The 18,537-nt window shown below is 61.8% G+C and carries 20 protein-coding genes and 1 tRNA gene; 6 read left to right on the top strand and 15 right to left on the bottom strand.

Going from position 1 to position 18,537, the window contains the following annotated elements:
- Nucleotides 1-98: 98 nt before the first annotated feature.
- From PTE30175_RS28765 to PTE30175_RS17790, 4 genes are all read right to left on the bottom strand, one after another.
- A complete protein-coding gene (locus tag PTE30175_RS28765; protein ID WP_224788840.1) occupies nt 99-2,036 on the bottom strand; it encodes a hypothetical protein in 1,938 nt (645 codons plus the stop codon).
- A 663-nt stretch (nt 2,037-2,699) separates the two neighbouring features.
- Nucleotides 2,700-2,918, bottom strand: a complete 219-nt coding sequence (locus PTE30175_RS17780) for a hypothetical protein (RefSeq protein ID WP_150698406.1) — start codon at nt 2,916-2,918, stop codon at nt 2,700-2,702.
- 175 nt (nt 2,919-3,093) lie between these two features.
- Complete coding sequence (locus PTE30175_RS17785; protein ID WP_150698407.1) at nt 3,094-3,423, bottom strand: hypothetical protein; 330 nt, start codon at nt 3,421-3,423, stop codon at nt 3,094-3,096.
- Nucleotides 3,424-3,467: 44 nt separating this feature from the next.
- Nucleotides 3,468-3,887, bottom strand: a complete 420-nt coding sequence (locus PTE30175_RS17790) for a hypothetical protein (RefSeq protein ID WP_150698408.1) — start codon at nt 3,885-3,887, stop codon at nt 3,468-3,470.
- A gap of 232 nt (nt 3,888-4,119) precedes the next feature.
- On the opposite strand from PTE30175_RS17790, the gene PTE30175_RS29260 reads away from it, so the two are divergent.
- The 5 genes from PTE30175_RS29260 to PTE30175_RS17815 all read left to right on the top strand — a co-directional run bounded on the left by PTE30175_RS29260 (nt 4,120) and on the right by PTE30175_RS17815 (nt 7,268).
- Entirely contained in the window at nt 4,120-4,329 is a 210-nt protein-coding gene (locus PTE30175_RS29260; protein WP_150698409.1) for a DNA-binding protein, read from the top strand.
- Nucleotides 4,330-4,637: 308 nt separating this feature from the next.
- Nucleotides 4,638-5,891: a hypothetical protein gene (locus tag PTE30175_RS17800; protein WP_150698410.1), complete on the top strand. Its 1,254-nt coding sequence runs from the start codon at nt 4,638-4,640 to the stop codon at nt 5,889-5,891.
- Between the two features lie 115 nt (nt 5,892-6,006).
- Complete coding sequence (locus PTE30175_RS17805) at nt 6,007-6,216, top strand: helix-turn-helix transcriptional regulator (protein WP_150698411.1); 210 nt, start codon at nt 6,007-6,009, stop codon at nt 6,214-6,216.
- A gap of 188 nt (nt 6,217-6,404) precedes the next feature.
- Complete coding sequence (locus tag PTE30175_RS17810) at nt 6,405-6,875, top strand: HAD domain-containing protein (RefSeq protein WP_150698412.1); 471 nt, start codon at nt 6,405-6,407, stop codon at nt 6,873-6,875.
- 24 nt (nt 6,876-6,899) lie between these two features.
- Nucleotides 6,900-7,268, top strand: a complete 369-nt coding sequence (locus PTE30175_RS17815; protein WP_150698413.1) for a hypothetical protein — start codon at nt 6,900-6,902, stop codon at nt 7,266-7,268.
- 304 nt (nt 7,269-7,572) lie between these two features.
- On the opposite strand, the gene PTE30175_RS17820 is transcribed toward PTE30175_RS17815, so the two are convergent.
- From PTE30175_RS17820 to ybgC, 10 genes are all read right to left on the bottom strand, one after another.
- The gene (locus tag PTE30175_RS17820; RefSeq protein WP_150698414.1) at nt 7,573-8,931 is read right to left on the bottom strand and encodes a tyrosine-type recombinase/integrase; all 1,359 of its coding nucleotides are present in this window, start codon (nt 8,929-8,931) and stop codon (nt 7,573-7,575) included.
- 251 nt (nt 8,932-9,182) lie between these two features.
- Nucleotides 9,183-9,258, bottom strand: a tRNA-Lys gene (locus PTE30175_RS17825).
- Nucleotides 9,259-9,327: 69 nt separating this feature from the next.
- Complete coding sequence (locus tag PTE30175_RS17830) at nt 9,328-10,443, bottom strand: YeeE/YedE family protein (RefSeq protein WP_150698511.1); 1,116 nt, start codon at nt 10,441-10,443, stop codon at nt 9,328-9,330.
- A 188-nt stretch (nt 10,444-10,631) separates the two neighbouring features.
- On the bottom strand, nt 10,632-11,375 hold the full coding sequence (ybgF, locus tag PTE30175_RS17835; RefSeq protein ID WP_191629117.1) for a tol-pal system protein YbgF: 744 nt from the start codon (nt 11,373-11,375) through the stop codon (nt 10,632-10,634).
- Between the two features lie 9 nt (nt 11,376-11,384).
- Complete coding sequence (gene pal / locus PTE30175_RS17840; RefSeq protein ID WP_150698415.1) at nt 11,385-11,891, bottom strand: peptidoglycan-associated lipoprotein Pal; 507 nt, start codon at nt 11,889-11,891, stop codon at nt 11,385-11,387.
- Between the two features lie 26 nt (nt 11,892-11,917).
- The gene (gene tolB / locus PTE30175_RS17845; protein ID WP_150698416.1) at nt 11,918-13,213 is read right to left on the bottom strand and encodes a Tol-Pal system beta propeller repeat protein TolB; all 1,296 of its coding nucleotides are present in this window, start codon (nt 13,211-13,213) and stop codon (nt 11,918-11,920) included.
- A 106-nt stretch (nt 13,214-13,319) separates the two neighbouring features.
- Nucleotides 13,320-14,327 carry a cell envelope integrity protein TolA gene (gene tolA, locus PTE30175_RS17850; RefSeq protein WP_150698417.1) on the bottom strand — a complete coding sequence of 336 codons (1,008 nt, stop codon included), beginning with the start codon at nt 14,325-14,327 and terminating at the stop codon, nt 13,320-13,322.
- On the bottom strand, nt 14,324-14,758 hold the full coding sequence (gene tolR, locus PTE30175_RS17855) for a protein TolR (protein WP_191629118.1): 435 nt from the start codon (nt 14,756-14,758) through the stop codon (nt 14,324-14,326). Before tolR ends, tolA begins: the two co-directional genes overlap by 4 nt.
- 16 nt (nt 14,759-14,774) lie before the next feature.
- Nucleotides 14,775-15,449, bottom strand: a complete 675-nt coding sequence (gene tolQ / locus PTE30175_RS17860) for a protein TolQ (protein ID WP_150698418.1) — start codon at nt 15,447-15,449, stop codon at nt 14,775-14,777.
- 33 nt (nt 15,450-15,482) lie between these two features.
- Nucleotides 15,483-15,941, bottom strand: a complete 459-nt coding sequence (gene ybgC, locus PTE30175_RS17865) for a tol-pal system-associated acyl-CoA thioesterase (RefSeq protein ID WP_150698514.1) — start codon at nt 15,939-15,941, stop codon at nt 15,483-15,485.
- 278 nt (nt 15,942-16,219) lie between these two features.
- Between ybgC and PTE30175_RS17870 the strand changes: the two genes are divergently transcribed.
- A complete protein-coding gene (locus PTE30175_RS17870; RefSeq protein ID WP_224788842.1) occupies nt 16,220-17,128 on the top strand; it encodes an NAD(P)-dependent oxidoreductase in 909 nt (302 codons plus the stop codon).
- A gap of 42 nt (nt 17,129-17,170) precedes the next feature.
- Here the strand turns inward: PTE30175_RS17870 and PTE30175_RS17875 are convergent, their stop codons facing one another.
- On the bottom strand, nt 17,171-18,481 hold the full coding sequence (locus PTE30175_RS17875) for an MFS transporter (protein WP_150698419.1): 1,311 nt from the start codon (nt 18,479-18,481) through the stop codon (nt 17,171-17,173).
- Nucleotides 18,482-18,537 lie beyond the last annotated feature (56 nt).

The following is an 18,537-nucleotide window of genomic DNA, read 5'->3' on the forward strand; positions in this document are numbered from 1 at the left end:
AGTTCAATGACGGACTGGCACCGGCTGTTGCGGAAGAAAAACTTAACGCAGTGTCCGGGATGAGTTGACCACTACACCACAATGCTAACTGGAGGTCGTCACATCCGACTCAAGGCGGCCCCCAGTATCTCCCCCATGCGCTTGGCGCCATCGCCGCTCCGAATGCCCGCATAATGCTTTTCGACAGTCGATTCTCGGTCATTCAGAACGAGGGCGGCAGTTTTAATGTCCCCGTCCTCAGACTTGAGGATGGCCGTCGCCACGATATGACGGAACGCGTGCGTGCCAATCCCGTCGCAACGCCACAGATACTTTCGGGTCAGCGCCATCACCCGGCGACTCAGGTACAAGGAAGGAAAGTGCGAAGCGTCGGCTTCAGGCGAATCCCGAGTCATCCAGTGGTCATCCGAGAAGTTTCCGCCTTTGTCGGCGACAAGAAAGGCCAGTTCCGTGGGGGTGCGTACCAGGGTGTTGCGATGCCGAAACAGGTATCGCTCGAGGTCCAGGGTCGCACTGGCGTGCACAGGTGCATCGTAATCATGCACCGCCGGGCCGCGTCGATTCTTGAGCAAATGCTTGGGAACAAAAATCCACCAGCTGCCGTCGGTGCGCTGGTAGAGCGCCGGACGGTCATCAGGCTTTCTGCCGTCTTTGTATTTGGGGGAGTAGCACAGCGTGGCGATGTTACGAAGACGAAGTGGATTGGTTGTCAGCAGCTTGATGAGAAACATATCACGTGACCAAATTGCCTCGGCCGTGGGGGACGCAATGGGACGGTCCCGGCGCATCCGTTGCACCATATCGGCGACTGCTTCGAGCGGGTCCGGCAATTCGATGATGTGACTCATTGGTTCAAACGGATTACGGCCCTTGCGAACCAACGACCGCAATGACTTCTTGAACTTGAGGCATGCTTGATATTGCTCTATGCACATATCCTTCCAATTTTTCGTGTGAAAGCGTGTGGGGAGCGTCACGAGAAGCTCAGGGCGCTGAAACAGATATCCGTCGCCGGGGCGCAGCATCCACCCCATAAGCCCGAAAAACTCAAGAATCCCGTGGGTATATTTGCCGCCGCGCTTTTTCACCCATTCGCAGAAGGGCTTGAGGTAGCCGGGGGTGGCCAGCCATGCCAGCGTTTGGAGCTCGGCAACCGGAATGGCCGCGCCTCCTCGTTCTTGCGGGAGTGAGAGCCACCCCAAGTAGCCGGCGACCTTCGCCCATCCTGACTTAGCGGAAGGAACCTCGACGCCATCGAGGAACATCCACCAATTCGCGGGGGAGGGCTTCACGACCGGTATCGGCGCGAATGACCAGCGTCCCGCTTCGGAGCGCTCCAGGTCTGGGGCAAAGTCAGTCTTGTACGACATCAACTCCGTCCATTGCCGCCGTAAGGGGGAAGCCTCGGATGGTCGAAGCCAAAATTGGTCCTGTGTTCGCTCGCCGAGCGTGCTTCGGTATTCAATGGGGGCGGCATCTTCGATTGGCGTACGCCCGCGTGATTTGTTCAAGATACCCGCCAGTGAGACCAGACTGTCTCGCTGGAGCCCGAAGAAATGTTCGATACGCCGCACATGTGCAACGTTGACGGACTGAGGCTTGCGCCCCTTGAGCCAGCCGCGCAGCATGTCAGGTGGTACGCCGGTTTGGCGGGCAACGCGTTTGACGGGGCAGTTCCCAATCAGGTTCTTGACCTCTACCTGGAACGGCGTGGGCGCGTCGTTGGCGATGGCGCGAATTTCGTCAAGGGCAATCACTGCGTTTTTCCAGGGCGTGAGCGCGGCACGGGTGTTTGAGAGGCTGCGGCCGCTGCGGCCTTGCGCTTGTTGTTCCAGCACCAGACATTCGACGGCGCGGGGATACTGCGTGCGCATCTCGGAACCGACGACATCGGCCTCTGCGATATGGTTGGCTCGCAGAAACGCCCGCAGCGCCGTGGCTCGGTTGGCTGCCGTCTGAGGGTTCATTTCGCCGCGAGCGACCTGACGGTTTTGCTCGTCGAGCAGCATCGCGTAGGTCAGTGTTTCAACTTGCATGGTTATTCTCCGCGCCCGAGCCGCTCGCTTGGTCGTCTGCGAAGCAAGTAAAGACGACGGGATGAAATACCTGCAAGACGCGTAAGTGTCTGTTTTTTTATGAGGTTTTTCCCCTCCGTGGCTTGCGCCCTTTTGATTCAGGGGGGCAGTAGGTGCAGGTATCCGGGATGCCTCATCCAGGCTTGTGATTCGGGCGAAAAAACTCTTCGCTCAATCTATAGCGAAATGTTTTTGGCGATGAGGAGGTCCTGTGTGACCAACGTCTGGTCAAGGCCGGAAACCAAATCCTCCTTGCAGACAATGAGAGCACCGAGGCGTTTGATTTCGTCCAACACCGCGAGTCTTCGCTGGCGTTCGAGCGAGAGCGGCGACTCATTCTGCTGGTCGTGGACGCACCCGATGTGTCCAATCGGGTGCAGACAGTCTGGGAAGTTATGATTCCTGCGCTGACTTTCGTCTGCCTGCGCGGCCGAAACGAAGCGACCCGGAACGTCACGGGCACAGCGTCAATGGCGGACCGGTTTGACTACGACTATTCCGACGCCGAGCTCGGCGGGCTGGGCGGTCGAGTGCGCACGTGGCAGAACGCGTCGCGATTGCCCGCGTGCCATTCAACAATGACTACGAGGACGAGGAGCAGCGCAATGCAAGCGTCAATTCTCGTCAGCCAGATTCAGTGTTTCGGCGGTCGGTGTCAAAACGTGTTTGCTGGGGTGCGCGACATCCGCTGAAAAACCCGCCACGAACGGCAACTTCTAGAAGATAAAGATAGCCCGCGTCGGGCGCACACGCGAATCGAGTTTCCTCCGAAAGCATTGGATTCGGCGTGTCGCGCAGCAGCGCGTCAGCCAGCACTAGCCGGCCGCCCTTGCGACGATTCATATAATCATCTCTCGTCGTCATTCATTTAGATGTTTTTCATGCGGGTCACTTGGCCCGGTTCCTGGGCTCGTCCCGAGCGGGCTTGGAGTATGTGGTGCCGAGGCGTCATGCGAGCAGCCCACGATGGCTGGAAAACACAACGCCAACGAGATATCTGCCTGTCGGGTCCGTGAATTCAACGACGCGCGGCATCCTCGCGCAGCACATCGGAGGTGACGTCTGCGGAGGTCGTCACTCCGTTGATTTGACACCAGGCATCCCAGACGTAGCGCGCGGTCGCGTCCGTGCCTTGCCGACCTGTGAGCGAGTAAACACGCCCCGACCTCGTTACGCCAACGCGTCGAGCGACATCAAATCGCACAATCGCCGAACTCACGCGACCGCTGCTCTCGTCTGCACGAACCCCCACAAAATGCAACTCATCGTCCTTGATTCGATAAATCGCCCAGCGGACGAGCACGATTTCCGGCTCTTCCGTGACGGGGCGGGACCTCCAGATTGGCATGGGGAAGCTCCTGATTGCGATGCGTTGAGGCCAGGGACAGGTCGTTATCGGCATGCGGCGACGACGCGTCTCCAGCGTCGTTGGAGTTCAGCCCACTCTTTGAGCATTTCCTCTTCCAAACGCAACTGGCACTCCGGTTGCAGCGGCGCCCCGGGGAAGCCCCAGCGCTCAAGCACCTTGCGGGCGGATTCCACAACGAGTCGCGCTTCCAGTGGATGGAGGGCGTGCTCGCTGACGAGCTCGGTGCGCGCGTGCGCCAGCATGGCTTGTCTGGCCTGCGGCGTGAGCACGACCGTCGCTACAGCGAGGCGTTTGGCGTACCAAGTCAACAAGTCGACACGCCATTCGACCTCGCCCGGTAATTCGTGCGCAGACAGCACGACGCTTTTTCGGCCGAGTTCGACGGTCACCTTGCCGCCGAGTTCAGCCAAAACCGCGCGCGTCGTGGCGGGCACATATGTCACGACTGGTTCCTTCAAATCTTCCCCCAAAGTGATGGTGACGGACCAAACGCCATAGTCGCGGCAAGTGCGCGGGCCGACAACGACTTTCGATTACGAAACCCCCCTGTTCGAGCTACTGCCACAACGTCCTTCCTCAGTTCAAGCGCCCGGCACTTCGTGGTTGGAGGCGGCGCTCGCGTCTTGGTGCCTATACGCAGTGGATTCGGCGTGGGCCGAATGTACTGAGGTCACGATGGAGACAGACAAGCGGAACTTGGGGGGACGCCCGGGGATTACGGTGCAAGACGTACAACGGGCGTGCGAAGCACTGCGAAAGCAGGGGCGAACTATCGGGCCGACGAACATACGGCTCGAATTGGGGCGCGGTAGCTACAGCACCATCATCCGAGCGTTGCGAAACTTGGGGCTGTCGGCTTCCAGCAAGCACAAGGGAGGGGAGTAACACGGCATTTTCATGATTGAGCGGCCCCGGAAGGGGCCGCGTGACCCCGCGTGTCTTCTGCCGACAACATAGGCGAGGAGATGTTGGGGCGGTATTGCTGGCGGCTTGCCACGCTGCCCGGGAGGTGTTTTGACAGCGTTTGGCGGCCGAGAAATGCTATGTCGTTTGTCATGGTTGCATTGATAATATGTTGCTGAACGTGGACAGGCGGTCATCGCGACCAGCTTTGAATAACAATGTGTTGCACACCACAGGGCATCTTTCGGGGATGTGGTGCCATCGGTTCATGACTTGAGGGAACTATAACGATGCAAATGTCTTCGGTTGAGCCAGTCATCATTTTCGTCCTGCTCGCGGCGGTCGTCGCGTTGCTGTATCGGCGGACACGCAACCGACGGGAAAAGCCGGACTCCGGGTTGACCACGGTTCCGTCAGCAGGGCAACGTTCAAACGAAGCCCACGCCAATCCGAGCGGGATTGCCATCGTCGATGCGGCATCGGCACCACTGGTCACGATTCGGGCATCTGATTCGTCTGAGGCGTTCGGTAGGGCGAAGTCCGTAAGCACGGACGACGGCACCATGGGGCGGCTGAGTGGCTTGCTCCAGGCGGCGCCATCGGTGCTCGTCGCGTCGGAGGCAAGCGGCAAGCAATTAATGGAAGTGGTCATTAACGGAGACCTGATTCGGGCTGCGGACGGCAACGGGCTGCGCGCAATTGCCATGGGGCCCGACGGAATCAAAGAGCATGCGCGGCTCTTCGAGGTCAAGAACCTCCAAAACATGATTAATGCTGCGGCCGTTTGGCAAATTGCCTCAGTCGTCGTCGCCCAGAAACATTTGGCCGATATCAGCAAGAAGTTGGACGAAATCAAGGCTGGCGTGCAGAACCTGTCCAGTTTTCTGGACGAGGAACGGCGGTCGCGCATTGAAGCGACGTATGAGTACCTGAGCCAAGCGTATCGGGCAATCAAAGCTGGAGAACTGCCATTAGCCATTCGGGCGGAGTTGGAGAGCTGCGAGCGCGAATTGCTGGCGATTGAGCTTCATCTCGACAAGGAGTATCGACGGGTGGTCGAAAAGAAGGTCAAGCATACCGAGACGCTTGGCACCGGAGATTTGGCGGCTGACATTGAGCGCAAGATTGATGGTTTGGCGCAGTTGGGGCAAGACATCGAACTCTGTCTAAAGACACGCATTGCCGCATGGCACGTGTTGTCCCTTTATCCAGGAGAGCCGCAACTGAAACTGGAGCGCCGCGCGAGCATCGAGCGGTCCATTGAAGGCATCGAATCCCTCGTACCCTATACGTCTACCGAGTTGGCGGGGGAAATTGGCGGCATCAAATCGGCATGGAACCGGGAATCGACATTGGCTGAACGCAGGACGAAGCTCTCCAGACGGAGGGAGTCGGCCCAAGGTGGACTGGCGAATTGCAGTCAAACGGCCAAAAGCAGTGTCGCGAAAAGCAGCGAGCTACTCTTGACGCACGACAAACCGACGCGCATGTGGCTCGAGGTTGAGAAGGGTGCCGTTGTTGGTGCTCGCATTGACGTTCAGTAGTATTGGGTGCGGCACTTCGCACAAGAATCGTTCGGTGCCGCGTCAGGGACGTTTTTTTCTCGCTGGCTAAACTTGGGGCGCTAGACATGTCATCCTTCCTTTTGAGAGGCATGTCATGCCTGAAATCCTTGTCAAAACAGACGTCCTGGTCCTCCTGGGCATCTCCGAGCGCCTGCTCGAAAACTGGGTGCGCGACGGCAAGTTTCCTCGTCCTGTGCGCCTGGGCAAGCGTGTCGTTTGGCATCGGGATGCCGTTGACCAGTGGAAACGCCTGACCTTTGCTCACCAGTTCAACTTCGACCCGCAGCTTGGACAACTGCCGTAACAGCGGGACACGCTTTGCTGCGGGCGACCGCTTGCGCGCAGGCGGTTGGGGGGCACCTGTATTGGCAGCCAGCGCACGCAGTGTAGCGCTACCACGACCGGGGCGGCTTGGTTCATGTGCGGCGCCACGTGACGGCGCCGTGCTCGCGTGCGAAAATCCCCTCATCCGCGCTCCCAACTGAGTCTGCCATGGTGCGCCTGCCGACCCTCTTCGTCGATTTTGACGGCGTGCTGCACCCATTCGGGGAGCCGATTTTCGACGAGCACTGTCGCTACCTCGGCAACCCTGTGCTGTTCTGTTGGGCGCCCATCCTCGACCAATTGCTCGCCCCTTATCCCGACGTGCGCGTTATCGTCAGCTCCGATTGGCGGCGCATTTTCGATGATGCGAACCTCATCAAGCTGCTCGGGCCGCTGGGGCCTCGGTTCGTCGGCGTGGTGCAAAGTTATCAATCGACGCGCGCGGAGGAAATCTTGGCCGAGGCGCGGCGCCGTGCGCTGGTCGAGTGGCTTGCCATCGACGACCATCCGAGTGTCGCCCAGGCAAGTGTGAGCGAGCGCCGTTTCATCGCCTGTGCGCCGGATTCTGGCATCAGCGCCTCATCCGTGCAGACCGAGCTGCGCACCAAGCTCGCGGCACTCAGCGGCAACACCGATTAATCGGTCACCACAGCGGAGGCATATATGGAGGGCTTGACGAGTGAACGGCGCAAGCGGGCGGACGTATTGTTGCGTGACGCGCAGATGCCGGCGCTGTCCGACAGGACCCGCATCGAATGCGCGTTCGATGCCGGATACCTATATCTCCTTGATGTGGCTGCCCGACGGGGCCGGGCCGCGACGGTTGACCACCCGAGTGCGCGTACCTTGGCGGCGGGATTCGAAGGGCTCGAACTGGAGCGCGCCGACAGGCGGCTCGCCACGCGGTTGCTGCGCTGGGTTCGACGCCGGGGCGAATGCCCGGCTATGCCATGCTCGGTGGACGATGCCATTCGGTGGGGCATGAGCATTGCACGGTCGACTGCACCCCGTAGTTTGCTCGGACTGAGCTGACGTTGAGCAACGGACGTGCGGGTACGCAATCACCGCTCACGGCGTTGCCACATCTCGGGTGCGAGACGTGCCCCAGACGCGGGTTTCGCTTCGATAAGGTCACGGGGGCGACATCGCATGGCCCACGCCGACGAGATGTCCAGGCGCCGCCGACACTTAGTGACGTGTAATCGACGACGCTGGTGTGCAATGTACATTTGCGAGTTGCGTGCCGCACCCGCCGGCGAAGCGGCCGGCGGGCATGACGCGGTTGCAAAGCGGGCGGCGAGCTGGTTACCCAGCCCGGCGTTGCCGCTGTGCTGCGTTAGGCGACGGCGCGTCGACGTGCCGCGAAGTCGACGGCCACGACGTTGCCAGCTGCGGCGTTCGGATGTGCCGCTTCGGCAATCGCTTCCACGCTCGGCGTTGTGCTTTGTACGCGGCGGGCCTTGTTGAGGCGTCGCATCTCCCCAATCGAAGGCGTGGCGGGACCGGCGCAAGTGGGGGTAGGGGAGCCGGACGGCGGTGCGGGCTCGGTGGCATCGAGCAGCTCGAGCACGTCATCGAGCATGAAATGCGTGTAGCGCGCCAGCATGGCATCGGTCTGAAGTCCAGTGATTTGCTTGAGCAGACTCGGGTTGCGCAGTCGGCGCGCATGGCGCGTGGTGCCAATGTGGCGCGTGTCGTGGAACCGAAAATCGCTCAGCCCCGCGCGCTCGCAGGCGCGGTCCCAAGCGGCGCCGACGGCTTCGGCCGACATCGGGAACACGCGAGCTTCCCCGGCCTCGCGCGGCAGGTTGCGCAGAATCTCGACCGCGCGCTGCGTGAGCGGCACATGCACGTTCTTGCCGCTCTTGGTGCGATGCAGCACCGCTTCGCGGGCCTCGAGGTCGATGTCGCTCCAGTGCAGCTTCAAGAGGCTGCCGCGCCGCCCGGTAGTTTCGATGGCGAATTCGAACAGGGGCAGCATGAGCGGATTGTCGCACTCGGCCAGGGCTGCCTTGAAGCGCGCCTCGGCCTCGGCTGAGAGCACCTTGTCGCGCGGAGGGCCGCCCTTGGGGATTTTCAGTTTGGCGAGCGGGCTCTCGAAGGCAACCCAGTTCCACTCGTTGCTGGCCATATTGAAGGCGTGTTTGAGCAGTGCCAGCTCTTTTTGCATGGTGCTGTCGGACAGGCCGTCGGACTTGGCCTTGGCCAGGAAGGTGCGGAAGTCGGCCGGACTGAGGTCCTTGACCAGTCGGTTGGCCAGGTGGGTGCGCCATTCATGGGTACCGGCGTGATTGTCCATCCGCGTCCGGCGGTGCGCGGCGAAGGCGCGCGGCAGCGCTTGCGCGGCCAGCGGCTGCGTGAGGGGGCGCAGCGTGATGCCACCACTGGCGCTGACCTCGGCTTTCAGGCGCGGCAGGCTGGCCGCTTCCAGGTAGCGGCTGATGCGGTCGAGTTCGGACTTGTAGCTGCGCTTGCCGATGGTATAGAGGTGTGCGTACTCGAACAGCATGCGCGCGAGCGTCACTTTGGCCGGCCCGCCCAGGCGTGGCGTGTGCGCGGTTTTGCGCATGTCGGTAGCCATCTCGTCGGCCCAGGCGACGGCCGACTTCTTGTCGGCGAAGTTCTTTTTCTGGTTGCGGCCGTCGACGGTGACGCTGGCTTGCCAGCCGTTGCGATGGCGATAGACGCTGGCCATGTCACACCCCGCAAGACGTGAGGGTGTGGCGGGCGCCGCCGCGCGGCGAAGGGACGGGGTGTTGCATGATGAGTGACTCCATAGTTAGGAGCACTCTGTAGCGAGCGATTTTAGCCGGGCCCGCATTGGGGCGCGGTCAACCGCAATCAGGCGCAGGCCAATCTGCCTCCGAATCTGCCTCCCGGGGGGAGACGAAGCCGTAAACGTCAAAGGCCTGCATGCGCAGGCCTTTGATTTTCCACTGTATTCATTGGTAGGCCGTGCGGGATTCGAACCTGCGACCAACGGATTAAAAGTCCGCTGCTCTACCAACTGAGCTAACGACCCAACGAAGTCAAAAATTATAGCGGGAGTCCGCAAATTCTGTCAATACCTCGGCAGTATTCCGGCGCGGATTCACACCTTCATTTCGATGCGCCACATCTGGTATTTGAACCCGCAGACGCCGCCGGCGAGAATTGCCGCCAGCGCCACGAACGAGCCCAACGCCAGCGTCGAAACACCCGAAAGGCCCTGACCTACGGTACATCCCAGCGCCGTGACGCCACCGAATCCCATCATCACGCCGCCGGCCATATGGTTCGCGGTGTCTTCGGTATCGTAGAAGCCTTCCCAGCGGAATGTCCGGGACACGACGGCATACGCGAACGATCCCGAAATTACACCCGCCACGCTGGCAATCCCGAGCGTCATGACGTTGCTCGTGTCGCTCCACATCATGAGCCAGTACAAGGTATAGGCCAGCGGTGACACAAAGCTCAATGCTTCCATCCTGCCGGAGTTCGTCGCGAGGAAGCTCTCTTCCAACGTGTTCGGATTCTCCGCCAGGTAGCCGACCTTGCCCGATACGTACCACAATGCCACGATGATCGCGCCGACAACCAGGCCGCCGAGCAGGTTATCGAACGTCCAGAACTCGCGGCGGCCGAGCGCCGCAATCACGAACGCGCCGCCGATCACCAGCCCGAGCACCAACTGCGCCAGATGCACGTTTGCGCCGAACGCGCCCTTGAGCAACGTCGGCAAATCCTGAGATGTCGAAAGCGTCATCTGCACGCTGTCGAGGGCATTCACGCGAAACACGGCGAACAATCCCTTCAGGGTCATATACGCCGAAATGCCGATCATGACGAACACCAGCAGCGACTTCAGATTCCCTCCGCCAATGCGCACCAGCGTCTTGCTGCCACAGCCCGAGCCCAGCACCATGCCGAAGCCGAACAGCCAGCCGCCCACCACGTACGACAGCCAGGTCACACGCGATGTCGTATAAATCGCCTTCACCGGATCGATGATGCCTTGCCAGGCAAGCAGGCCGGTGCCGATCGTGGCCACGCCGATGGCGAGCCACCACATGCGCATGCGGTTCCAGTCACCGATATTGACAATGTCGGACAGCGCACCCATGGTGCAAAAATGGGTCCGCTGCAAAACGGCGCCGAATACGAACGCAAGGCCAAAAGTCAGCCACACGACGGTGTGGCTCAGGGAAGTCAGATCGACGTCGGTCATAGCAAGGATCAGGGGGTGCGAATTCACGGCTGCGGCGCGCTGCCGCTTATGGGTATAGGACGCAACCTCATATTCTACTTGACCCATGGCGCCGCCCACAAACGACAACGCCGCCAAGCGGCGGCGTTGTACGTTTCGACAGCGTGTCGGCGGAGCAGGGCACTTGCGCGCCATCACCCCAGGAGCGGTTAGCGCAATTTTGCCAACCGTTCCTTGGCCACTTGCGCCGATTCGGTGTTGGCGTACGTCTTGATCACCGATTCGAGCGTTTTCTTGGCCGCCGCCTTCTGGCCGGCTTCCGCCTGGTTGTTGGCAATCGCCAACATGGCTTCGGCCGCCTTCGGGTGTGTCGGATATCGGGTCACGACTCCCTGCAGCGTCGCATTCGAACCCTTGTAATCCCGCAGGGCGTACTGCGCATTGCCCAGCCAGAATTGTGCGTCGGGTTGATACGGGCTTTCGGGATAGCGCTTCACGAAGTTCTGGAAACTCGCTGACGCACCCTTGTAGTCGCCATTGCGGAATTGATTCAACGCCGCATCGAAGGACTCTTTCTCGCCCGGTTGGACGGTCCCTTCCACGCCGTTGACGGTCATCTTCTGCGGTTCGAGCTTCTTCATCCGGCCGTCGAGGTCGGAGTAGAGATCCTTCTGGCTCTGCTGAATGGTGGCCAACTGATTGCGCAGTTCTTCGTTCTGGCCGCGTTCGGCGGCCAGGTCGCGCTGCAACTGCTGGTTCTGGTTCATCAGATCCTGCACGTTGCGCGTGAGCCCCTCGATCCGCGTCCGGTCGCCGTCGAGCCGGCTGCGAATATCGAGAATCGCCTTGCGCGCCTCGTCGTCGTCGAACAGCCCGGCGTGCGCCATCGGCGCCAGCAACGATGTGCCGAGGACCCCGGCGCAAAGCATTGTCTTAAGCAAACGAGACGTCATGGCGATTTATCAATAGGCCAGATCGGCGCGGCGGTTTTCCGCCCACGAAGCTTCGTCGTGGCCCTGCGCGCGCGGCTTTTCCTTGCCGAGGCTGACCGCTTCCAGCTGATTGGTGTTCACGCCCAGCAGGTTCAGCGAACGCACCACGGCTTCCGCACGCTTCTGGCCCAGTGCCAGGTTGTACTCGCTCGTGCCGCGCTCGTCGGTATTGCCTTGCACCAGGATCTTGCGAGTGGTGTGGCCGGTCAGGTATTTCGCGTGATTCTCGAGCATCGACTTGTAGTCGTCCTTGACACTGTAGCTGTCAAAGTCGAAATACACGCTGCGCTTGGCCAGTACACCGTTCGGATCGTTCAGCGGGTCAGCCGAGGCGTTTACCGACGCGACGCTGCGTGCATCGGTCGTGTTCTGGCCCTTGTTGGCGTTGGCCTGGTCGTCGAGCTTCACGCCCGACGAGCAAGCGGCCAGGGCGACCAGCGTGGAAGCAGCAAAAATATTACGAAGCAAGGTGCTCATGTGAGCCTCCAATCGATGTTATCGAGTTATTGCATGAATGGACCCCAGGAAGGCTCGCGAACCTCGCCTCCCCGGACTGAAAGAATCTGCCGTGTTCGCCCGTCCACCGACACTGCCGCCAAGACCTTGCGGCCGTTGGCTTGTGTTGCATAAAGAAGGTACTTGCCGTTGGCAGCAAAACTCGGTGACTCGTCGTGGGCGGTGTCGGTCAGGGCCGTAACATCGCCGGTGCTCAGATCCTGTGTCGTCAGCTTGAACGCGCCCCCCTGGCGGGCGATATACGCCAGCGTCTTGCCATCGGGACTGATACGCGGGCTGACGTTATAGCTGCCCTTGAAAGTGACGCGCTGTGCCGAGCCTTCACTCTCGCCGCCAGCCGGCATGCGGTAGATCTGGGGACCACCGCCGCGATCGCTCGTGAAGTAAATCCACTTGCCGTCCGGGGAGTACTGCGGTTCGGTGTCGATCGCATTGCTGCGCGACAGACGCTTCAGGTTGCCGCCCTGGGCGTTGACCGAATATATCTGGGTATTGCCGTCACGCGAGAGCGCCACGGCCACGACATGACCATCCGGAGACCAGCTCGGGGCGCTGTTGTTCCCCTTTTCGTTGGCCAGCACTGCACGCTTGCCCGTGGGCAGGTCGTGAATGTAGATGATCGGCTTGCGTTTCTCGAACGAGACGTACGCCACCTTGCTGCCGTCCGGCGACCACGCCGGCGAGATGATCGGCTCGCGGCTGTTCAGCGCGATGCGCGCGTCCTGGCCGTCCGAATCCGAAATCTGCAACTGGTATGTGCTGCCGTTACGCACGACGTACGACAGGCGCGTGGCGAATACGCCGCGATCGCCCAGCAACTTCTGATAGATGTAATCGGCAATCTTGTGCCCGGTCAGGCGCAGGTTGTCCCCCGACGACGTGATCGACAACCCGCCGAGATTCTGCTGGTTGGCGGCGTCATAAAGGCGGAAACGGACGTCGAACGTGCCGTTCGCCAGCTTCGTGACGCTGCCGGCCACGAAGGCGTTCGCGCCCTTCGCCCGCCAGGCGCCAAGGTCGACCGAATCGACCTCGCCGACGGTCGCGCCGCCCACATCCACCTGATTGAAACGGCCGCTATTGGTCAGGTCGGAGCGCACCACGTCGGCAACGCTCGTGGGGGCCGAACCGGCGTCCTTGAAATTGGCGACAGCAATCGGGTATCGGTTGGAACCGACACCTGTAATGTCAACGGTCAACTGGGCATGGGCGATCGTGCACGTAGCTGCGGTAAGCCATGTGGCCACCAGTGCACGCCATGCATATTTGCCATAAATTCGCATGCGTTCGGTAGGTCAGTTACTTGTTGACGAGGGTCTCTTTTACCATACCTTGGCGAAAATAGACCGTCATCAACGGGTTTCGTTCCCCATCCGTGACCATTCGCGTTCAGTCTTTCGGCCTGAAACGCAGCTGGATGACCGGGGGGGCCTTGCCGTCAGTGTCGCGCGGCAACGGATCGGACAGTTTTACCGCCGTCTGAACAGCTTGATCCCAACCTGATATGCCACTTGACTGCACCAGGTGTTGGGACATCACGCTGCCATCGGGGGCCAGCCTCACTTCGATGATCGCGGTCGGATTGCTCGTGATCGCGTCGGTATACGTAATATTCGGTTTCACGCGGCGGCGCACACGGTCGATGTAGCCGGGCGAGGCGGTACCACCGGCGCCGGCGCCCGAGCCGCCCTGGCTGCTGCCCAGGCCATTGCCGTTTGCGCCCTCGGCGCCGCCGGCCGCACCGCGCAGCGCCGCCAGACGTTGTTGACGCGCCTGATCGGCCGCCTTCCTGTCCGCCGCTTCCTGCGCCGCCTTGGCTTTCGCGGCCTTGTCGGCTTCGGCCTTTTTCTGCGCGGCGAGTTTCTCGTCCTGCACTTGCTGGGCCTTCCTGGCCTGCGCTTCCTGTTCGTGTTTGGCGGCGTCGGCCTTCTTCTGGTCGGCCAGTTTCTGCTTCGCGGCGTCGTCGGCTGCTTTCTTCCTTGCGGCATCCGCAGCGGCCTTTTCCTCGGCCAGTTGCTTCTGCTTCAAGGCTTCCTGACGCGCCTGTTCGCGTTGTGCCTCAAGCAGGCGAGCCTTTTCCGCGGCCGCCTCCGCCAGCTTGCGCTTCTTTTGCTGCAGTGCAATGTCGGCGTCCTCGGCGGGCGGCGTCGGCGCAGCCACCGCAGGCGGGGCCGGCGGGGCAGGGGGCGTCGGGGTCGGCGTCGGTTGCGCCAGTTCGGGCGGCGTCCACAGTTCCGCTTCGGAACCTGCCGGCGAACTGCTCTGCCAGCGCATGCCGTAGAACAGCAGCGCGAACAGCAGCGCGTGCATCAACAGCGCCAGAAGGAACGCCCGGCCGGAACCGCCCTCGGGGCGCGGGCCTTGAGGCCGGGCGGGGCGGGCAAGCGTACGTTTCATTTCTGTTTCACGAGCAGGCCCACGCGCTTCACGCCCTGGGCCTTCAAGTCGGACATCACGTCCATGACGATTTCGTAGCGCACCGTCTTGTCGGCGGCGATCACCACCGGCTGTTCCGGATTGCTTTGCTGGCGCCCTTGCAGGAAGGCAAGCAGATCGGCACTGGACATGCGTTGTTCATACGCGTTGTCGCCGTCCTTGTAACGCACCAGCAACTGGTTGTTCGCCTCGATATTGACCACAACCGGGGGCGTCTGCTGCTGCGGACTCGCATTCGCCACGCTGGGCAAATTGACGATCGACGGCGCGACCAGCGGTGCCGCCACCATGAAGATGACAAGCAATACCAGCATCACGTCGATATAGGGCACGACGTTCATTTCCGCCATTGCCCGGCGGCCTTTTCGGCCGCTTCGCATCGAACCTGCCATGTCGGCTCCCAGTGACTCAGTGAATCTGCCGTTGCAGGATGTTGGAGAATTCTTCGATGAAGCTCTCGAAACGGATCGAGAGACGGTCGACATCGTGGACGAACCGGTTGTACGCCACGACGGCCGGAATGGCCGCGAAAAGACCGATGGCGGTCGCGACCAGCGCCTCGGCAATACCGGGCGCCACGCTCGCCAAGGTGGCCTGCTGCACATTCGACAGGCCGCGGAAAGCATTCATGATACCCCACACCGTGCCGAACAGACCAATGTACGGGCTGACCGAACCGACCGACGCCAGGAACGCCAGGTTCGTCTCCAGACTGTCCATTTCACGCTGATACGACGCACGCATCGCGCGGCGCGCACCGTCCAGGATCGCCCCGGCGTCCGTCAGGCCCTTCTCGCTGGCCTTCAGGTATTCCTTCATGCCCGACTCGAAAATGCGCTCCAGGGCGCCGGTGTGATACCGGTTGTTCACTGCGCTCTGATATAGGGCCTGCAGGTCGCCGCCGGACCAGAAGTCGCGTTCGAAGCGCTCGGTTTGCACCCGTGCGCGGCGAATACTGAAGATCTTGCGGAAAATATGGGTCCAGGACAGCAGGGACAGCAGCAACAGCAGCGCCATGACGGCCTGCGCGAGCAGGCTGGCGTGAATGACCAGCGAGATGATGGAGAGGTCTTGGGCGGGCATGGTGTGGTGGTGACGAACCTTGTGGTTTTGTCCTTAGTTTGCGGCGGCGCGCTCGAAGTTCTGTCGCGCCGGCGGAATTTGCGTTTGCATCGCGGTTTTTACGTGGGACGGAATTTTTCCCGGCCGCAGGCTGCCGGCCGCCACGCAGCCGATCCTGATGCCGCCGCGCGCGAGCAGTGTGTCGCCGCGCCAGGCTTCCTGCGTAAAGTCGACGGAGGCGCCGCCAATGCGGTCGATCCGGCTTTTGATCAGGATTTCATCGTCGAGACGGGCAGGACTCAAGTAATCGACGGCAGTTTGCCGCACGATGAAGATCATGCCGGTGTCATGCGTCAGCCGCAGCTGGTCGATGCCGAGCGAACGCAGCCACTCGGTGCGGGCCCGTTCGAAAAATTTCAGATAGTTGGCGTAGAACACGACGCCGCCGGCATCGGTGTCCTCGTAGTAAACGCGGATTGACCAACTGGTATCAAAATCTGCCATGCCGCGCATTTTAGCGGATACCGGCAACAACGCGGGCGGCGGAAACATAATTTTTCAAACTCGCGCGATGTGCCTGTATTTCGGCGTCTTCCTGCCGCGAATGGCCCCGAATCGGTGCAAACGGGGCCGGGAATGGCGGATTCAGGGGCTTTCGGGGCCGCCGGCCTGTGATCGCCCCTATATAATGGGGGCCCGCTTGCCCCCAAATGAGCGTCGAACGGTCCTCCGCCCGCATGCGCCGGGCACCGGCCGTCTCCCCCCGTCATTCACTTCCTGCGAGGCACTACGTGAACTCCCCCAAACAGCAAGCCGCGCGCGGCCGAATTGCATTCCTCGGTCTCGGCGTGATGGGCCATCCGATGGCCGGCCATCTGGCCCGTGCGGGCCATGCCGTGACAGTCTACAACCGCACTGCCGCCAAAGCCGATCAGTGGGTCGCCGAGTACGGCGGCCAGTCGGCCCGTACGCCGCGCGAAGCGGTCAAGGATGCCGATATCGTCGCGGCTTGCGTCGGCAACGACGACGATCTGCGCAGCATCACGCTAGGTGCCGACGGCGCGTTTGCCGGCATGCGTGCCGACGCCGTGTTCGTCGACCATACGACCGCATCGGCCGACGTGGCACGCGAGTTGTACGCTGTTGCACGTGAGAAAGGCCTGAATTTCATCGATGCCCCCGTATCCGGCGGCGAGGCCGGTGCGAAGAATGGTGTGTTGACGATCATGTGCGGCGGCGATCAGGCGGCGTTCGATCGCGTGGCGCCCGTCCTTTTTGCGTACGGACGTGCCGTCACGCGTATCGGTGAAGCCGGCGCCGGCCAGTTGGCCAAGATGGTCAATCAGATCTGCATCGCGGGCCTGGTGCAGGGGCTTTCCGAAGCGATCCATTTCGGTCAGAAATCCGGGCTGGACATGCCCCTCGTGCTCGACGTCATCGGCAAGGGCGCGGCCGCCAGCTGGCAGATGGGCAACCGCGGCGCGACCATGATCGACGACAAGTTCGAGTTCGGCTTTGCCGTCGACTGGATGCGCAAGGACCTCGGCCTGTGCCTGTCCGAAGCCCAGCGCAACCAGGTTGCGCTTCCCGTTACCGCCCTGGTCGACCAGTTCTATGCCGACGTGCAGGCGCAGGGCGGCGGCCGCTGGGATACGTCCAGCCTGATTCGGCGCCTGCGCGTGCTGTCTGGCAAGGCGTAATCATGATGGCGGGCCGGCCTGCCGCCGGCCCGCCCGTTTCAATCAGGGCAGCGCGTGCCCGTGCCCGTGCCGCCGAAAGCCCCGCGGCTTGTGGTCGTCGGGACTGTCGATCGTACGCAGCGGATTGATGAACAGCGATGCCAGCGCGCCTACGCCGAGCAGCCCGGCCGAGATCATGAACGGCAAGGTATAGCTGCCCGTCATCTCGATCAGGTAGCCAAAGGCCACCGGCGAAATCATCCCGGCAAGGCCGAAGCCGGTGTTCATCATGCCGCCTGCCGTGCCGGCGAACTTGCCTGCAATGTCGAGCGGCAGGCTCCAGAGCACGGCATTGGTCAGTTCCAGGAAGAAGAACGAGAGCGACAGCAGCACCACCGCGTTGACCGCATCGGCGGTGAAGATCATCGGCACGATGAACACGAGCGATCCGGCCAGGCCCACGAACAGGATCGCGCCGCGCGCGAGGCGCAGGTTGCCGGTGTGCTTGAAGATGCGATCCGACAATACGCCGCCGAGCGTGTCGCCGACGACACCGGCCATTAGCGGGAGCGCCGTGAACAGCGCCAGTTGCTTGAGATCGAAACCGCGCGAATCCTTGAGGTAGGACGGCAGCCACGTGAGGTAGACCCACAGCGACCAGCCGTAGCAGAAGTCCACGAAGGTCACCAGCCACATGCGCTTGAACAGCCGGCGCCACGGCGTCGCCGCCTTGGCGGCGCGCTGGCATTCGCCGCGCGAATAGCCGATCTCGGTCATCTCCTCAGGCGTGACACGCTTGTGCTCGTCAGGCGAGTTCTTGAAGACGAACGCGTAAAGCAAGGTCCAGGCAATGCTGATCGCGCCGAGCACGAAGAACGCCTCGCGCCAGCCGTGCGTCGCAATGATCGCGAGCACGATCGGCGGCGTGACCGCACCGCCCAGGCGCGCGAAGCTGTGCGTGACGCCTTGCGCGAAGCCGCGCTCGGCCACCGGCATCCAGTAGGTAAATGCACGCGTCGCCGTCGGAAACGCACCGCCTTCGCCGACGCCGAGTGCAAAGCGCAGCAGCACGAGGGTGAGCACGCTGCCCGCGAAGCCCGTCAACAGGGTCGCAACGCCCCAGATCACCGACAGGCAGATCAACACCTTCTTGGGCCCGAATTTGTCGGACAACCAACCGCCGAGGATCTGCATCACCGCATACGGATACGCGAAGGCCGAAAACACGAGCCCGAGCTGCGCCGACGTCAGGCCCATCTCCTGCCGGATCAGCGGCCCGGCGACCGAGATGTTGACGCGGTCAATATATGCGATGAAGTACATCAGGCACATCACACCGAGGATGATGTGCCGGGTCTTGATGCGTTGCTTCATACCACCTCCTATGCGCGGGGTCGCGCGTGGTGACGGCGGGGCGGCGACCTGCGCCT

It is taken from the genome of Pandoraea terrae (genome assembly GCF_902459695.1).
In the GTDB taxonomy this organism is placed as follows: Bacteria; Pseudomonadota; Gammaproteobacteria; order Burkholderiales; family Burkholderiaceae; genus Pandoraea; species Pandoraea terrae.

Bases quoted from the DNA above. Each gene is read 5' to 3' on its own strand.
- PTE30175_RS28765 (WP_224788840.1), bottom strand. From the start codon at position 2,036: ATGCAAGTTGAAACACTGACCTACGCGATGCTGCTCGACGAGCAAAAC.
- PTE30175_RS17780 (WP_150698406.1), bottom strand. From the start codon at position 2,918: ATGAATCGTCGCAAGGGCGGCCGGCTAGTGCTGGCTGACGCGCTGCTG.
- PTE30175_RS17785 (WP_150698407.1), bottom strand. From the start codon at position 3,423: ATGCCAATCTGGAGGTCCCGCCCCGTCACGGAAGAGCCGGAAATCGTG.
- PTE30175_RS29260 (WP_150698409.1), top strand. From the start codon at position 4,120: ATGGAGACAGACAAGCGGAACTTGGGGGGACGCCCGGGGATTACGGTG.
- PTE30175_RS17800 (WP_150698410.1), top strand. From the start codon at position 4,638: ATGCAAATGTCTTCGGTTGAGCCAGTCATCATTTTCGTCCTGCTCGCG.
- PTE30175_RS17805 (WP_150698411.1), top strand. From the start codon at position 6,007: ATGCCTGAAATCCTTGTCAAAACAGACGTCCTGGTCCTCCTGGGCATC.
- PTE30175_RS17810 (WP_150698412.1), top strand. From the start codon at position 6,405: ATGGTGCGCCTGCCGACCCTCTTCGTCGATTTTGACGGCGTGCTGCAC.
- PTE30175_RS17815 (WP_150698413.1), top strand. From the start codon at position 6,900: ATGGAGGGCTTGACGAGTGAACGGCGCAAGCGGGCGGACGTATTGTTG.
- PTE30175_RS17820 (WP_150698414.1), bottom strand. From the start codon at position 8,931: ATGGCCAGCGTCTATCGCCATCGCAACGGCTGGCAAGCCAGCGTCACC.
- PTE30175_RS17830 (WP_150698511.1), bottom strand. From the start codon at position 10,443: ATGACCGACGTCGATCTGACTTCCCTGAGCCACACCGTCGTGTGGCTG.
- ybgF (WP_191629117.1), bottom strand. From the start codon at position 11,375: ATGACGTCTCGTTTGCTTAAGACAATGCTTTGCGCCGGGGTCCTCGGC.
- pal (WP_150698415.1), bottom strand. From the start codon at position 11,891: ATGAGCACCTTGCTTCGTAATATTTTTGCTGCTTCCACGCTGGTCGCC.
- tolB (WP_150698416.1), bottom strand. From the start codon at position 13,213: ATGCGAATTTATGGCAAATATGCATGGCGTGCACTGGTGGCCACATGG.
- tolA (WP_150698417.1), bottom strand. From the start codon at position 14,327: ATGAAACGTACGCTTGCCCGCCCCGCCCGGCCTCAAGGCCCGCGCCCC.
- tolR (WP_191629118.1), bottom strand. From the start codon at position 14,758: ATGGCAGGTTCGATGCGAAGCGGCCGAAAAGGCCGCCGGGCAATGGCG.
- tolQ (WP_150698418.1), bottom strand. From the start codon at position 15,449: ATGCCCGCCCAAGACCTCTCCATCATCTCGCTGGTCATTCACGCCAGC.
- ybgC (WP_150698514.1), bottom strand. From the start codon at position 15,941: ATGCGCGGCATGGCAGATTTTGATACCAGTTGGTCAATCCGCGTTTAC.
- PTE30175_RS17875 (WP_150698419.1), bottom strand. From the start codon at position 18,481: ATGAAGCAACGCATCAAGACCCGGCACATCATCCTCGGTGTGATGTGC.